Source organism: Mesorhizobium sp. B2-4-18, from assembly GCF_006441385.1.
GTDB lineage: Bacteria > Pseudomonadota > Alphaproteobacteria > Rhizobiales > Rhizobiaceae > Mesorhizobium > Mesorhizobium australicum.
Genome location: NZ_VFUW01000011.1, coordinates 163919 through 178553, shown reverse-complemented (window position 1 = coordinate 178553; position 14635 = coordinate 163919). Strand labels below are relative to the sequence as shown.

At 64.5% G+C, this 14635-nt stretch carries 21 protein-coding genes; 16 read left to right on the top strand and 5 right to left on the bottom strand.

Annotated elements, in window-relative coordinates:
* The first annotated feature begins 32 nt into the window (after positions 1-32).
* From FJ527_RS24465 to FJ527_RS24455, 3 genes are all read left to right on the top strand, one after another.
* Positions 33-1130: a hypothetical protein gene (locus FJ527_RS24465; RefSeq protein WP_140711801.1), complete on the top strand. Its 1098-nt coding sequence runs from the start codon at positions 33-35 to the stop codon at positions 1128-1130.
* 138 nt (positions 1131-1268) lie between these two features.
* Complete coding sequence (locus FJ527_RS24460; RefSeq protein ID WP_140615341.1) at positions 1269-1889, top strand: nucleoside triphosphate hydrolase; 621 nt, start codon at positions 1269-1271, stop codon at positions 1887-1889.
* Between the two features lie 85 nt (positions 1890-1974).
* A complete protein-coding gene (locus FJ527_RS24455; protein ID WP_015314515.1) occupies positions 1975-2328 on the top strand; it encodes a hypothetical protein in 354 nt (117 codons plus the stop codon).
* Positions 2329-2354: 26 nt separating this feature from the next.
* On the opposite strand, the gene FJ527_RS24450 is transcribed toward FJ527_RS24455, so the two are convergent.
* The 3 genes from FJ527_RS24450 to FJ527_RS24440 all read right to left on the bottom strand — a co-directional run bounded on the left by FJ527_RS24450 (position 2355) and on the right by FJ527_RS24440 (position 4727).
* Positions 2355-3059, bottom strand: coding sequence for a glutathione S-transferase N-terminal domain-containing protein (locus FJ527_RS24450; RefSeq protein WP_140615337.1), 705 nt, complete (start codon positions 3057-3059; stop codon positions 2355-2357).
* A 200-nt stretch (positions 3060-3259) separates the two neighbouring features.
* Positions 3260-4468: a beta-ketoacyl-[acyl-carrier-protein] synthase family protein gene (locus tag FJ527_RS24445; protein ID WP_015314513.1), complete on the bottom strand. Its 1209-nt coding sequence runs from the start codon at positions 4466-4468 to the stop codon at positions 3260-3262.
* A 4-nt stretch (positions 4469-4472) separates the two neighbouring features.
* Positions 4473-4727, bottom strand: a complete 255-nt coding sequence (locus FJ527_RS24440) for an acyl carrier protein (RefSeq protein ID WP_140824235.1) — start codon at positions 4725-4727, stop codon at positions 4473-4475.
* 202 nt (positions 4728-4929) lie between these two features.
* Here FJ527_RS24440 and FJ527_RS24435 point away from each other — a divergent pair, with 202 nt between their 5' ends.
* From FJ527_RS24435 to FJ527_RS24415, 5 genes are read left to right on the top strand one after another with little or no spacing between them, the layout of a single operon-like run.
* Positions 4930-5772 (top strand): urease accessory protein UreD, encoded by an 843-nt coding sequence (locus FJ527_RS24435; RefSeq protein WP_140711795.1) that lies wholly within the window; start codon positions 4930-4932, stop codon positions 5770-5772.
* Positions 5773-5800: 28 nt separating this feature from the next.
* Positions 5801-6103 carry an urease subunit gamma gene (locus FJ527_RS24430; RefSeq protein ID WP_015314510.1) on the top strand — a complete coding sequence of 101 codons (303 nt, stop codon included), beginning with the start codon at positions 5801-5803 and terminating at the stop codon, positions 6101-6103.
* Between the two features lie 10 nt (positions 6104-6113).
* Positions 6114-6368: a DUF1272 domain-containing protein gene (locus tag FJ527_RS24425; protein ID WP_140711792.1), complete on the top strand. Its 255-nt coding sequence runs from the start codon at positions 6114-6116 to the stop codon at positions 6366-6368.
* A 25-nt stretch (positions 6369-6393) separates the two neighbouring features.
* Complete coding sequence (locus FJ527_RS24420) at positions 6394-6981, top strand: HupE/UreJ family protein (protein ID WP_140711790.1); 588 nt, start codon at positions 6394-6396, stop codon at positions 6979-6981.
* Between the two features lie 6 nt (positions 6982-6987).
* Positions 6988-7293, top strand: a complete 306-nt coding sequence (locus FJ527_RS24415) for an urease subunit beta (RefSeq protein ID WP_015314507.1) — start codon at positions 6988-6990, stop codon at positions 7291-7293.
* 53 nt (positions 7294-7346) lie between these two features.
* Here FJ527_RS24415 and FJ527_RS24410 read toward each other — a convergent pair whose 3' ends face one another.
* Complete coding sequence (locus tag FJ527_RS24410; protein WP_140660195.1) at positions 7347-7853, bottom strand: hypothetical protein; 507 nt, start codon at positions 7851-7853, stop codon at positions 7347-7349.
* A gap of 114 nt (positions 7854-7967) precedes the next feature.
* Positions 7968-8345, bottom strand: coding sequence for a hypothetical protein (locus tag FJ527_RS24405; RefSeq protein ID WP_140711788.1), 378 nt, complete (start codon positions 8343-8345; stop codon positions 7968-7970).
* Between the two features lie 164 nt (positions 8346-8509).
* Here FJ527_RS24405 and ureC point away from each other — a divergent pair, with 164 nt between their 5' ends.
* From ureC to ureG, 8 genes are all read left to right on the top strand, one after another.
* A complete protein-coding gene (gene ureC, locus FJ527_RS24400) occupies positions 8510-10225 on the top strand; it encodes an urease subunit alpha (protein ID WP_181166469.1) in 1716 nt (571 codons plus the stop codon).
* A gap of 159 nt (positions 10226-10384) precedes the next feature.
* On the top strand, positions 10385-10873 hold the full coding sequence (locus tag FJ527_RS24395) for a DUF29 domain-containing protein (protein ID WP_140660193.1): 489 nt from the start codon (positions 10385-10387) through the stop codon (positions 10871-10873).
* 55 nt (positions 10874-10928) lie between these two features.
* Positions 10929-11522, top strand: coding sequence for a hypothetical protein (locus FJ527_RS24390; protein ID WP_140660192.1), 594 nt, complete (start codon positions 10929-10931; stop codon positions 11520-11522).
* Positions 11523-11567: 45 nt separating this feature from the next.
* On the top strand, positions 11568-12203 hold the full coding sequence (locus FJ527_RS24385; protein ID WP_140824233.1) for a glutathione S-transferase family protein: 636 nt from the start codon (positions 11568-11570) through the stop codon (positions 12201-12203).
* A gap of 70 nt (positions 12204-12273) precedes the next feature.
* Entirely contained in the window at positions 12274-12834 is a 561-nt protein-coding gene (gene ureE, locus FJ527_RS24380; RefSeq protein WP_140824232.1) for an urease accessory protein UreE, read from the top strand.
* Positions 12827-13498, top strand: coding sequence for an urease accessory protein UreF (locus FJ527_RS24375; protein WP_181166468.1), 672 nt, complete (start codon positions 12827-12829; stop codon positions 13496-13498). The genes ureE and FJ527_RS24375 overlap by 8 nt, the downstream gene beginning before the upstream one ends.
* Positions 13495-13935: a DUF3995 domain-containing protein gene (locus FJ527_RS24370; protein ID WP_140824231.1), complete on the top strand. Its 441-nt coding sequence runs from the start codon at positions 13495-13497 to the stop codon at positions 13933-13935. The genes FJ527_RS24375 and FJ527_RS24370 overlap by 4 nt, the downstream gene beginning before the upstream one ends.
* Complete coding sequence (gene ureG / locus FJ527_RS24365) at positions 13932-14573, top strand: urease accessory protein UreG (protein ID WP_140824230.1); 642 nt, start codon at positions 13932-13934, stop codon at positions 14571-14573. Before FJ527_RS24370 ends, ureG begins: the two co-directional genes overlap by 4 nt.
* Positions 14574-14635 lie beyond the last annotated feature (62 nt).

Below are 14635 nucleotides of genomic sequence, written 5' to 3'. Positions count from 1 at the left end.
CTTGGCACTCTTCGGATTCGGGTGAGAGAGCCATGGATACAGTCACGATCAACGCCAAGGGCATTTCGGTTTCGCTCGACCTCACAGTCGGCCACATCGCCGACATGATCATCGAGAGCGGCGCGCGCCGGTTGAAGCCGCTGCACCGCGCACCCTGGATCGACGCGGGCGAGACGCTGCCTCCGGACCTGCCGCGGGGCACCGTCCGGCTCTCCGGCGACTTTCTGTGCGCGCCGTTTTCGCGCAGCGATGTCGAGGAGGCGCCGCTGCATGGCTGGCCGGCCAACAGCGCCTGGGATGTGGTCGACAGCGGCGCCACGGATGGTGGCTGGCGCGCGGTCTTCCGGCTGCGCCATAAGGTGATGGGCGCCAGCGTCGACAAGATTTTCACGCTGCGCGACGGCCATCCTTTCCTCTACCAGGAACATGTGTTTTCCGGCGGGTCCGGCGCGATCTCGGTCGCCCATCACCCGATGACGGCAATGAAAGGCGGCGGCAGGCTGGCTTTCTCGCCGAAGCGGTTTGCCGCCACGCCAGCCGACCCGCTGGAGCCGGACCCCGTGCGCGGCCGCTTCATGCTGGCCTACCCCGGTCGGTCGTCGGACCTCGGGCATTTCCCTGCTGCCGGCGGCGGCACGCTCGATCTGGCGGATTACCGCATGGATGACCGGCGCGAGGATTTCCTCACCCTGGTCGAGGCCGACCATGGCGGGCCGGGCTGGACCGCGCTGGCGCGCCAGGCCGAGGACGATCTGGTGCTGGTGCTGAAGAACCCGGCCGAACTGCCTGTTACCATGCTCTGGTTCAGCAATGGCGGGCGCGACTACGCGCCGTGGAGCGGCCGCCATCTCGGCGTGCTCGGCATCGAGGATGGGCGCACCGCGGTCGGCCACGCCGCCTCGCTTGGCGACAACTGGCTGAAGCGCGAGGGCGTGGCGACCGCGTTCGCGCTCGGCCAGGATCGCGGCGTCTCGTTCCGCCATGTCATCGGTGCGTTGCCCCTGTCGGGTGGCGAGCCTCCGCGCGCGATCACCACGGCGGGTGGCCACCTGCGGTTGGCTGGCGCCGCGGCATCGGAGGTCCCGTTCGATAGCGAATTTCTGCGTATCGGCCAGCCAGCGGCGCGCTGAAGACAAAGCCGTAACGGACTAATCGCAGTCGCCACTGCTGACTCCACAACCGGTCGCTCTAAATCGTGCAAATCGCGGTTTGAAATTTCAAGCGACCGCCGACAAGATGCGTCCAAAATCTGCGGAAGGAGCCGAAAAATGTCCGAAATCGCCCACCTCGCCGCCACCATCTTCAAGCGTGCCGGCAAGGCAAATCGCTTCATCGTCGCCATTGCCGGGCCGCCGGGCGCCGGCAAGTCGACACTGTCGGCAAGCCTGCATGACCTTTTGCCGGAAGGCGCGGTGGAGGTCGTGCCCATGGACGGCTTCCACTATGACGACATCGTGCTCGAGCGGCGCGGTCTGCGGGCGCGAAAGGGCGCGCCCGACACGTTCGACTTTGGCGGCTTCGAGACGCTTTTGAAGCGCATCCGCGCCGGCGAGGCCGAGATTGCCATTCCGGTGTTCGACCGCGGCATGGAATTGTCGCGCGCCGCCGCGGCAATTGTCGGCGCCGAGACCAAGTTCATCCTGGTGGAAGGCAATTACCTGCTGCTAGACGAGGAGCCGTGGTCGCGCCTGGCGCCGCTGTTCGATTTCTCGATCTTCGTCGACGTGCCGCGCAACGAGCTCGAACGCCGCCTGATGGAACGCTGGCACGAGCATGGACGTTCCGAGGCGGATGCGCGCGCCTGGATCGCCTCCAACGACATGCCCAACATCGAACGCGTGCTTGCGCGGCGCCGGGCGGCCGACCTGGTCTTTGGTCAACCCGGTTAATTTTCAGTATTTTTCGGCCGGAACCTTAAGACTTACAACGCGTTATCCCGACCAGGCAATCATGCCAGAAGAGGGATTCCGTCCGATGGCAACAAACGCAAAAAAGCCCGCCAGGGGCAAGTCGGCACAACCGAGGGCGCAGTCGACGGCCGGGGCTGGCCCGGCGATCGCCCAGCGCTCCAAGGATGCGAAGGCCTTCGGCAAGGCGGCGCCGAAAAAAGTCGTGCCAGGGTCGAAAGCGACCGTGCCGAAAGCGGCCGCCAAGCCCGCCCAGGCGAAGAAGCCGGCCGTGGCCGGCGGCTCGAAAGCAGGCGGCGGCTCGAAGGTTCGCACCGCGGCCAATGTCGCCGCCGGCGCGGTCGTGGCCACAGCGCGGGGCGTGGCATCCCTTGCCGCCTCCGTGGTCGGCAGGGGCGGACCCAAGGCGAAAGCAAAGTAGGCCGCTCTTCCCGTGGGCTGACAGGTTCAGCCTCGCGCCGGAATGGTCAGGCCTTTCTGCACCGCCGGCCGCGCCAGGCCTCGCTCCAGCCAGGCTGCCAGATTGGCGAAATCGTCGAAGCCGACCAGATCGCGGGCTTCGTAGAAGCCGATCAGGTTGCGCACCCAGCCGAGCAGCGAGATGTCGGCGATGGTGTAGTCATTGTCCATGATCCACTTGCGGCCCTTCAGCCTGACGTCGAGAACGCCGAGCAGGCGGCGCGATTCGTCGCGGTAGCGCTCCAGCGGCCGCTTGTCGGCGATCTCGCGGCCGGCGAATTTGTGAAAGAACCCGACCTGGCCGAACATCGGCCCAATCGCCGCCATCTGGAAGAAGACCCACTGGATCGTCTCGTAGCGCCGCGCCGCGTCGACAGGCATGAGCAGGCCGGTCTTTTCCGCCAGGTAGAGCAGGATCGCACCGGATTCGAACAGGCCGATCGGCGCACCGTCCGGTCCGTCGGGATCGATGATCGCCGGGATCTTGCCGTTGGGATTGAGCGACAGGAATTCCGGGGTCCAGCTCTCGTTCTTGCCGATGTTGATCAGGTGCGGCTCATAGGGCAGGCCGATTTCCTCCAGCGCGATCGAGATCTTCACGCCGTTCGGCGTCGTTGCCGAATAGAGCTGGATCTGGTCCGGATGCTTGGCCGGCCAGCGGCTTGCGATCGGAAAGGCGGACAGGTCGGCCATCGGGAACTCCTGAGCGGGGGGATGCGCACCAAGCGGTGCGATATTGGCGGGTCGGCCAAGAATTAGGGCTGCGGCGAGGCCGGATCAATATGGCGGCGCCGCTTTCACCACGCACGGACAGTCACCCAATTCGGACCGCGCGAACGGTGGTGACCGCGCGGCCAGGTGGTGACCGCCCGGCCGGTGGTAACCGCCCGGGGTCAGATTGCCTTGAAGGCCAGCACGGCATTGGTGCCGCCAAAGGCAAAGCCATTGCTGATGGCGGCGCGCACCTTGCGCTCGCGCGCGACATTCGGCGTGACGTCGAGATCGCAGTCGGGATCGGCCTCGCGGTAATTCGCCGTTGGCGGCACGACGCCTTCGCGGATCGCCATGACGCAGGCGATCATCTCCAGCCCGCCCGAGGCGCCGAGGCAATGCGCGTGCATCGACTTGGTCGAGGAGACGGATAGCGCGCGCGCATGGTCGCCGAAGACGCGCTTGATCGCGAGGGTTTCGATCTGGTCGTTGGCCTTGGTGCCGGTGCCGTGCGCGTTAAGGTAGTCGATGTCTTCGGGATTGAGCCCGGCATCCGCCAGGCAGAAGCGCATCGCCGCTTCCGGCCCCTCGACGGTCGGCGCGACGATATCGGAGGCATCGGCCGAAAGGCCGGCGCCGGCGATTTCAGCCAAAATGGTGGCGCCGCGTGCCATCGCATGGTCGTAGCTTTCCAGAACCGCCATGCCGGCGCCTTCGCCCAGCACCAGCCCCTGGCGGTCGGCCGAGAACGGCCTGCATGTGTCGGGCGAAAGCACACGCAGCGCCTCCCAGCCCTTCAGCACGCCCCACACCAGCGGCGCATCGGTGCCCCCGGCCACCATCACGTCGGCGCGCCCGAGCCTGATCTGGTCGACCGCCGATGCGATGGCATGATTGGCCGACGAACAGGCCGAAGTGACGCCGAACACCGGTCCGCGCAAACCCAGATGCATGCTGACCTGACCGGCGGCGGCGCCCGGCATCACTCTTGGAACGGTGAAGATACCGGCGCGATTCTTGCCCTCGAGCAGGATGGCGCGATAATTCTCCTCGACGGTCTCGAAGCCGCAGACGCCAACACCGACAATGGTTCCCATCCGATAGGTGTTGTCCGCATGCGGGACCAATCCGGACTGCCGCATGGCTTCTTTCGCCGCTAGCACCGCCAGCAGGCTGAAGCGATCCATCGACACCAGTTGCTTGCGCTCGATGCCGTGATCCGGCAGGGCTTTGATTTCGCAGCCGGTCTTGACCTTCAGGTCGTGCAGGAAGGGGTTGTCGATCGGGCCAATCGCCGACCGGCCGGCCCGCATCTCGGCCCAGATTGCCTGCGCATCGGTGCCCAATCCGCACAGTCCACCGATGCCGGTAATGACGACGCGCTTCAGCATTCGGTCAGGCTTTTTTCGCGATCAGCGCGCGAACGGCCTCGACCATGTCGCCGACGTTCTTCAGGTTGCTCCAGGCGTCGACCGTGTTCATCTCGATCTCGATGCCATATTGCTCCTCGAGGTCGAAGATGATCTCGGTCAGCTCCAGCGAATGGATGCCGAGCGCCGTCAATTCGGTTGTGGTGGTGATGTCCTCGCCGCCCGGCTCGGCATGGGCCTTGATCTTATCGATGATGTCCGCTGCCAGCTGGTCAGCCATTCGGTTTCTTCCCCACTGTGTCGTTTCCCGACGCCAACTGAACGGCGCCTTCTTGTCCTCGATATCAGGCCGCGATCTTCGCCTTATCCCTCCGCCAAGCGTCGCCTGACCGTACCAAGGTGGTTCCCTCTATAGAAACGGAAACGCCATCAAGCAACAAGCTATATGTCGACAAAAGCGCCACAGTGCTTAACCTGACGGCGTGGATACGATCGAAAATACCAAGTTTTCAGGTCAGCTGGCCCAGCGCGCGGCGGGCAAGGCGCGGCTAGGTTGCGCCAGCATTGACGGCCGCACGCGGCTGCGGCGCCTCTATCAGGACGGCTCCGCCAAGATAAGGCTGCCGTATGTTTCGGCCGGCCCGCTGGAGGCCGTCCTGATCAACACCGCCGGCGGGCTGACCGGCGGCGACCGCCTCGGCTGGGATGTCGATGTCGGCCCGCATGCCAGCGCGGGGATAACGACCCAGGCCTGCGAAAAAGTCTATCGCGCCGCATCGGACCATGCCGAAGTCCGGGTCAGGCTGACCGTCGGAGAGAACGGCAGCATCGCCTGGCTGCCGCAGGAAACCATCGTCTTCGATCGCGCCGCGTTTGTCCGTACGTTGGACGTCGAGCTTGCCGCGGGGGCCGAGGCGCTGGTGCTGGAAGCGGCCGTCTTCGGCCGCCTGGCCATGGGCGAACGTGCCACACAGGGCACTTTTCGCGACCGCTGGCGTATCCGCAGGGAAGGAACCCTCATCCACGCCGAGGATTTCCGCATCGGACCTGATATCGCCGACATCATGGCCCGTCCGGCGATAGCAAATGGCGCGATCGCCGTGGCCACGCTGCTGCTGGTGTCGCCGCGCGCGGAAGCCTTGCTCGACCAGGCCAGGGAGATCATTGGCGACCGGGGTGGCGCCAGCGTCTGGACCGTGAAGACATCTGGCAAGCTTCTTGCGAGGCTTTACGCCGGGGACGGCTACCAGCTGCGCCAGCGGCTGGTCCCGCTCGTCGGATTGCTCAACGGAAAAGCGGGGCTGCCCAAATTATGGTCACTGTGACTGTGTCCGCATCATTTCAGGAAGACGCATGAACCTGACGCCAAGGGAAAAGGACAAGCTGCTGATCGCCATGGCGGCGATCGTGGCGCGCAAGCGGCTGGAGCGCGGCGTCAAGCTCAATCATCCGGAAGCGATCGCGCTGATCACCGATTTCGTCGTCGAGGGCGCCCGCGATGGCCGCCCGGTGGCCGAGCTGATGGAGGCCGGCGCCCATGTCGTCAGCCGCGCGCAGGTGATGGAAGGCATTGCCGAGATGATCCATGACGTACAGGTGGAAGCGACCTTTCCCGACGGCACCAAGCTGGTGACCGTGCACGAACCGATCCGGTGAGGAGAGAGACATGCTTGAACTGCGCCCGAACTGTGAATGCTGTGACAAGGACCTGCCGCCGGAAGCGACGGATGCGCGGATCTGCACCTTCGAGTGCACCTTTTGCGCCGGCTGCGTCGAAAGCGTGCTTGGCGGCGTCTGCCCGAATTGCGGCGGCAATTTTACGGCCCGACCGATCCGCCCCGCCGCGATGCTGAAGAAATATCCGGCTTCGACCAAACGCGTGCTCAAGGCCGAGGGCTGCGGCCCCCGCAAGGCCGCGTGACACCGCAAAACGAAAGGCAAGTAAGATGATCCCTGTCAAACGCCTGTGCCTCTCAGCGATCCCGCTCGTGGCGGCGGCGATGCCTGCCTACGCCCATGTCGGTATGGGCACGACCTCCTCCGCCATGGCCGGCTTCACGCATCCGCTGTCGGGCCTCGACCACATGACGGTGATGCTCGCCGTCGGTCTGTGGGCGGCCCTCAAGGACGGCAAGGCGATCTGGGTCTGGCCGGCGGCGTTCGTCGGCGTGATGCTGGGTGGCGCGGCCCTGGGCATGGCCCATGTGCCGCTGCCCTTCGTCGAGCCGGGTATACTGGCCTCCGTCGTGGCGCTCGGCCTGCTGGTGGCGCTGGCGGTCGATCTGCCTGTTTCGGCCGGTGTCGCCATCATCGGCCTGTTCGCGCTGTTGCACGGCCATGCCCATGGCACGGACGTGCCGGAAAATGCCGGCGGCCTCGAATATATGGCCGGTTTTGCCGTCGCCACCGTGCTGCTCCATGCCGTCGGCATCGCCGTCGGGCTTGGCCTCGGCATGAGGTCCCGCGGCGTGGCCCGCGTCATGGGCGCCGCCTGCGCGGCGATCGGCATCGGCCTCGCCTTCGGCGTCGTGTGAGGACCCATGATCCCAGGCGAAATCATCCCCGTTCAAGGCGACATCGAGCTCAACAAGGGTCTGCCGACCGTCATCCTGAAAGTGGCCAACAGTGGGGACCGACCGGTCCAGGTCGGCAGCCACTATCATTTCTACGAAACCAATGAGGCGCTGAAATTCGATCGTGAACGGGCGCGCGGCATGCGCCTCGACATCGCCGCCGGCACCGCAACGCGCTTCGAGCCGGGGCAGGAACGGGACGTCACGCTGGTGCCGCTTGGCGGCAAGCGTGAAATCCATGGCTTCCAGCAGAAGGTGATGGGCAAGCTGTGAGGGCTTCTTATGCGTGGCCGGCAAGGCCAGCGCGCGCAAGCGCTGCGTGGGGCTCAGCCCGAGGGCTTGGCGGCCGCATAGATGACGATCTTTCCCGGATCGTCGAACTCCACGGCGAGAACGTCCTGTGCAAGGACGCGCCGCGAATCGAGGGCATTGAAAAGCAGGGCGTTGGCCTCGATCTCCTTGCGCAGCTCAGTGACATCGTCCTGATGCTGCCGAACCTTGTTCTCGATGGCTGGCGGCGGGCCGCCTTCGCTGCGCGCCGCGTCGGTGAGGAACACGATATCGACCTTGTCGAGCTTGGACGTCTTGCGCACCGTGCTGATGTTTTCGCGCGTGCGGTCGATCGCCGAACTGACTTTTCCGATTTCAGCGGTCGTCTTGGCCTCTTCCTGGTTAACTTGCGATCCGACGATGCGGTCGACGGTCTCGGGACTTTCCAGGCCCTGCGCGTTGAGCGCCGCCCGCGGGACACTCGCCGCCAGAAACGCAGCCGCGGCAATGACATGCAACCATCGCGCATGGCATCGGGGATCGGGCAGGGTGGTGAGGGTCATCGTTCGCTTTCGCAGTTTGCTTCAAGGCCTTTGAAACGAAACGTCCCCAGCCCTGTCACGGTTCCCTCTCCGGTTCGGTGGGCGGACCGGATACCGGCCCGCCGCGCCGGTTCGTCAGCTGGCTTTCTTGGTGATCAGGGTCAGCGCGCCGTTCGGCTCCATGCTGGCCGCGACCACCTGGGCCGACGTCATGCCCTTGGCCTGGAGGGCGGATTTCACCTTGGGGGTGGCATCGATCGAACTGCGCAATTTCTGCAGGCCGGCATCGCCACGCTGGGCAATGACCTGGTTGACCTGCGTCTGGGTGTCCTTCGGCAACTCGCTGATGTCGATCACGTTGACGCTCTGGATCGCCGGCGCGGCCTGCTGACCGCTGGGCGCGGCTGGAGCCGGCGTAGTCGGGGCGGGCTGTTGCGCGGGCTGCTGCTGGGCGCTGGCGGCACCCGCCAGCATCAGGCTGGCGGCGGCTGCAAGAATTGTCGTTTTGCGCATGGATTTTCCTTCCATCGATTTGGCAAACGGTCGTTTTGGGGTGACCCTTCAACCTCAACCGCCAAATGGGTCCGGAAGGTGTCGCCCAGCGGGTCATTGCGTGACCATTGGAGGGCGGCAATGTGCAGCCCGGCTTCACCAACACCGCATTTCGGGAGCAACCGCTGATGGCCAGACTAACGCGTGCCGCCTACGCCCAGACGTATGGCCCGACGGTCGGCGACAAGGTGCGGCTTGCCGACACCGGACTCTTCATCGAGGTCGAGAAGGATTTCACCATCCATGGCGAGGAGGTGAAATTCGGCGGCGGCAAGGTCATTCGTGACGGCATGGGTCAGGGCCAGGTTTCCCGTGCCCAAGGTGCGGTCGACACCGTCATCACCAATGCGCTGGTGATCGATGCCAGCGCCGGCATCTTCAAGGCCGATATAGGTTTGAGGGATGGCCGCATCGCGGCCGTCGGCAAGGCCGGCAATCCGGATACGCAGGACGGCGTCACCATCATCATCGGCCCCGGCACGGAAATTATCGCCGGCGAGGGCAAGATCCTGACCCCGGGCGGCTTCGACGCGCATATCCACTTCATCTGCCCGCAGCAGATCGAGGAAGCGCTGATGTCGGGCATCACCACCATGCTCGGCGGCGGGACCGGTCCGGCGCATGGCACGCTGGCCACGACCTGCACACCGGGGCCGTGGCACATGGCACGCATGATCCAGTCCTTCGACGCCTTCCCGATGAATATCGGCCTGTCGGGCAAGGGCAATGCCTCGCTGCCGGCCGCGCTCGAGGAGATGGTGCTGGGCGGCGCCTGCTCGCTCAAGCTGCACGAGGACTGGGGCACGACGCCGGCGGCGATCGACTGCTGCCTGTCGGTGGCCGACGATTACGATGTCCAGGTGATGATCCACACCGACACGCTCAACGAGAGCGGCTTTGTCGAGAACACGGTGGCGGCGATCAAGGGCCGCACCATCCATGCCTTCCACACCGAGGGCGCCGGTGGCGGCCATGCGCCCGATATCATCAAGGTCTGCGGCCTGCCCAACGTCATCCCGTCCTCGACAAACCCGACGCGGCCTTACACGGTCAACACGCTCGCCGAGCATCTCGACATGCTGATGGTCTGCCACCATCTGTCGCCGTCGATCCCCGAGGACATCGCCTTTGCCGAAAGCCGCATCCGCAAGGAGACCATCGCGGCCGAGGACATCCTGCACGACATCGGCGCCTTCTCGATCATCTCGTCGGACAGCCAGGCCATGGGCCGCGTCGGCGAGGTGGCGATCCGCACGTGGCAGACGGCCGACAAGATGAAGCGCCAGCGCGGGTCATTGCCGCAGGAGACGGGCGACAACGACAATTTCCGCGTCCGCCGCTACATCGCCAAATACACCATCAATCCGGCCATCGCGCATGGCCTGTCGAAGGACATCGGCTCGATCGCGGTCGGCAAACGCGCCGATCTGGTGCTGTGGAACCCGGCCTTCTTCGGCGTCAAGCCAGACATGGTGCTGATCGGCGGCATGATCGCGGCCGCCCCGATGGGTGACCCCAACGCCTCGATCCCGACGCCGCAGCCGATGCACTACCGGCCGATGTTCGGCGCCTATGGCAAAGCCCGGACCAATTCGTCGGTGACCTTCGTTTCGAAGGCCGCGCTCGAGTCCGGTTTGCACGGCCGGCTCGGCGTCGACAAGCAGTTCGTCGCCGTCGAAAACACGCGCGGCGGCATCGGCAAGCACTCGATGGTGCTCAACGACGCCACGCCGCATATCGAGGTCGATCCGGAAACCTACGAAGTTCGCGCCGATGGCGAACTCTTGACCTGCGAGCCAGCGACCGTGCTGCCGATGGCGCAAAGGTACTTTCTGTTTTGAGACGTTCCGCTGAAATTCATGAATGGGCAATGAACTGCCATGAAAGCGCATGCGCTTCGTCAACTGCGGCAGCGGAATGTTGCGCCGAAGGGTTCGGATAAGGGTCTACCTTTTCCGTCTGGCTTGGAAATTACGTGCTTTGAGAGCAATATCACTTAAATGAACAAGATTTTTCGAAAACAGCAATTGACGCCCTATGAGGCCGATTATGCTCAGTGGTGCGCCGAGCAAGGCGCGCTGTTGCGCGAAGGTCGCCTCTCAGACCTCGATCGCGATAACCTGGCGGAGGAGATCGAGAGCTTGGGGCGGAGCGACAAAAGAGAAATTGCGAGTAGACTTGGCACCTTGCTCCTGCATTTGCTCAAATGGGAATTTCAGGCCGAAAGGCGCAAAGCTGGATGGTTGCTGACCATCCGCGAGCAGCGATTTCAGATCGAAGATCTGCTCGATGAAAGCCCTAGCTTGAAAGCCTATCCGGGACGGCGGCTCGGACGAGAATTCAAAATAGCGAGATTGAAGGCGGCGGACGAGACCGGCCTGAGGGAGGGCAATTTCCCCGCGGACTGTCCGTATTCGATCAGGGAAATTCTCGACCATGACTATTTTCCCGGCACGCCGTGGTCATCGGATCAGCTTATTCGCGAATAGCACCACGTGGTCCGCTAGAGCTTTTTCATAGCATCGAGAGCATTATTAGCTATCTATGGACCAGCAAATAGCCTCCGCCCACGACATTTTCCCGCATATTCGCATCGTCATGGGCATGGTGATCGGGCTTGGCGTCGCGCGCCTGCTGTCGGGGGTGGCGCGCATTGTCCAGCATCCCGGCCAATACCGGCTCTACACGGTGCATCTGGCCTGGGTCGCCTCGGTGCTGTTGATGCTGGTGCATTTCTGGTGGTGGGAGTTCGGCCTCTACACCATCGAAACATGGACCTTCGGCAAGTACCTGTTCATCATTTTCTACGCGATCACCCTGTTCCTGCTCTGCGCGCTGCTGTTTCCGGATTCGATGCTGGACTACACCAGCTACGAGGATTTCTTCTATTCGCGCCGCGCCTGGTTCTTCGGCCTGCTGGCGGCGACCTACCTGCTCGACGTGGTCGACACTTTGCTGAAGGGGCCTGAGCATTTCGCCCGCTTCGGCAGCGAGTATCTGTTCCGCACGCCGGTCTTCGTCGTGCTGTGCGTCGTCGCGATCCTGGTGCGCGACCGCCGGTTCCACATCGCCTTCGTCGCGGCGGCGCTGATCTACCAGATATCGTTCATCCTGCGGCTCTTCGACACGATCGTATGACGGCTGCGGATGCACTAGGCTGCTCGGGAAAGGCAGGGTTCAACGATGTACAAGGCCGTCGGATCGCGCGGATCCCGGGTCAGTCGCGTCCTCTGGATGCTGGAGGAACTCGGCCAGCCCTATGAGTTCGTCGAGGTCAAGCTGCGCTCGCCCGAAGCCTATGCGCTCAATCCGTCGGGCAAGGTGCCGATCCTCATAGACGGTGAATTGACGGTGACGGATTCGGCGGCGATCTGCGTCTATCTCGCCGACAAGCACGCCGATAAAGGCATGGGCGCCAATCCCGGTCTCGCAGGCCGCGCCGAAATGGATTCCTGGATGCATTTTGCCCAGAGCGAGTTCGAGGCGCCGCTGTGGAACAAATTGCGCCACCGTTTCCTCCTGCCCAGGGAGGTGCGGGTCGATGTCGGTCCTGCCGCGGCCTTTGACTTCGCCACGGAGGTCAAGGCGCTGGAGCGCCGGCTCGGCGACAAGCCGTTCGCGCTCGGCGACCGGTTTTCCGCCGTCGACGTTCTGCTCGGCGACATGGGCGGCTGGGCGCGTGCCGGCCGTTTCCCGATCGACTCCGAGCGCGTCAATGCCTATTTCGATCGCGTTCTGGCGCGGCCAGCCCGGACCCGGGCGCAAGCCAATGCATCGGTCCGAAAATCGGAATCGATTTTCGGAAAGCACGATGCATAGGTTCAAACATGTTAGAGCATCCTTTGCGCGTCCAAGGGGACGCGCGGCGCTCTGATGGAGGTTCCATGAAATGAAGCTCAACCTCAACACCGACTTCACCAAATTCCCGCGCGCCGTCTCCGTATTGCCCGCCGGCGCGGCCGCGACCACCGCGCCGTCCGGCCGTGCCGTTCTCGCCCATGACGAGCGGCATCTGCGCCGTCGCGCCATCGAACTTGCCGACGGCGGCAAGGTGCTGGTCGACCTGCCCGAGCCTGTCGCCCTGAACGATGGCGACCGCCTGGTGCTGGAGGATGGCGGCCACATCGAGATCATCGCGGCGCCCGAAGAGGTCTATGACATCCGCGCCCGCGACGCCGTGCATCTCGCCGAACTCGCCTGGCATATCGGCAACCGCCATCTCGCCGCAGGCATCGAGGCAGACCGCATCCTCATCCTGCGCGACCATGTCATCAAGGCCATGCTGGAGGGGCTAGGCGCCACGGTGCGCGACGTCTCCCAGCCGTTCAAGCCGGTGCGCGGCGCCTATTCCGGCGGGCATGATCACGGCCATGCGCATGCGCACAGCCATAGCGAAGCGCATGCGCACAGCCACGCGCATTCGCACGATCACCACCATGATCATGACTGACCAGCCGTCCGGCATCGCCCTGCTGCGGCTGATGGCGTGGCTGTCGCCGGCCTTTCCGGTCGGCGGCTTTGCCTACAGCCATGGCCTCGAGCGCGCGGTGCATGATGGGCTGGTGACCAATGCCGCCGGCCTTGCCGGCTGGCTGGAGGCGCTGGTCGAGATGGGCTCGGGCTGGAACGATGCCGTGCTGTTCGCCGAAAGCTGGCGCCGCGCCCGTGAAGGTGGCGATCTGGCCGAGGTTGTCGCACTGGCCGAGGCACTGGCCGGCTCGCGCGAACGCCACGCCGAGACCATGCTGCAAGGCGCGGCCTTCCTCAAAGCAGCCGCCGCCTGGCCCAATGCCGTGCTGGAGCGCTTGCCGGCCGATTGCGCCTATTGCGTGGCCGTCGGAGCCGTGGCCGGCGGCAATGGCATTGCGCTGCACGACGCGCTGTCCGCCTTCCTGCAGGCCTTCTTCTCCAATCTCGTCCAGGCGGCGATCAGGCTCGGTGTCGTCGGCCAGAAAGAGGCCACCACGCTGCTGGCGGGATTTGAGTCGCTGGCACTGGCGACCGCGGGACGCGCGTCCCGCTCGACACTGGACGACCTCGGCGGCTGCGCCTTCGTCTCCGACGTCATGGCGATGAGGCACGAAACCCAGTATTCGCGGCTGTTCCGTTCATGATTCTCCTCGCCTTCGTCCTCTCCTTCGTCCTGCTGCTGGTCACGGCGCTGCATGTCTATTGGGGCATAGGCGGCGTCTGGCCGGGCAGGGACGCGGCGTCCTGCGCCCACGCTGTCGTCGGCTTTCGCGGCGTCGACGAAATGCCGACGCCGTTCGCCAGTTTCGCCGTTGCCGCCTGCCTCGGCCTGGCAACGCTGTGGCCGCTGGCGCTCATCGGTTTCTTTGCCTCGCCGTTTCCCAAGCAGGGCCTCGCGGCCACCGCGATGCTGATCGGACTGGTGTTCCTTGGGCGCGGCATTGCCGGTTTCACGCCCTGGTGGCGCCGGCTGGCGCCGCAACAGCCTTTCGCTCGGCTCGATTCCAGTTTCTATTCGCCGCTGTGCCTGTTGATCGGGCTCGGCTTCGCGATCCTCGCCATCATGGAGTTCCCGACATGACACAACCCAACGGCCCCCTTCGTATCGGCATTGGCGGCCCCGTCGGTTCCGGCAAGACGACGCTGACCGAAAAACTCTGCAAGGCGCTGCGCGACGAGTTCTCCATCGCCGTCGTCACCAACGACATCTACACAAGGGAAGATGCCATGATGCTGGCCCGGCTGCAGGCGCTGCCGGAGGAGCGCATCGTCGGCGTCGAGACCGGCGGCTGCCCGCACACCGCCATCCGTGAGGATGCCTCGATCAATCTGCAGGCGATCGCCGAGCTCAACCGCAAGTTTCCCGACCTCGACATCATCTTCATCGAATCCGGTGGCGACAACCTTGCCGCCACCTTCTCGCCGGACCTTGCGGATCTCACGCTTTACGTCATCTCGGTCTGCCAGGGCGAAGAAATCCCGCGCAAAGGCGGCCCGGCGATCACGCGGTCCGATTTCCTGGTCATCAACAAAAGCGATCTTGCGCCCTATGTGAACGTCAATCTCGACGTCATGGAGAGCGACGCCGGCCGCATGCGCGGCAAGCGGCCGTTCGGCTTCACCGATCTTTCGCGCGGCAAGGGCCTGCGGGAGGTAATCGATTTCATCATCGAGCACGGCGGACTGCGAACCGTTGGCGCCGCAAGCACCGCGGCATAACTGGTCTTCTGCACCAAGCGAAAGCGGTTGCGGGCACCAGCGGCGCGCGGCATTCTGGGCCA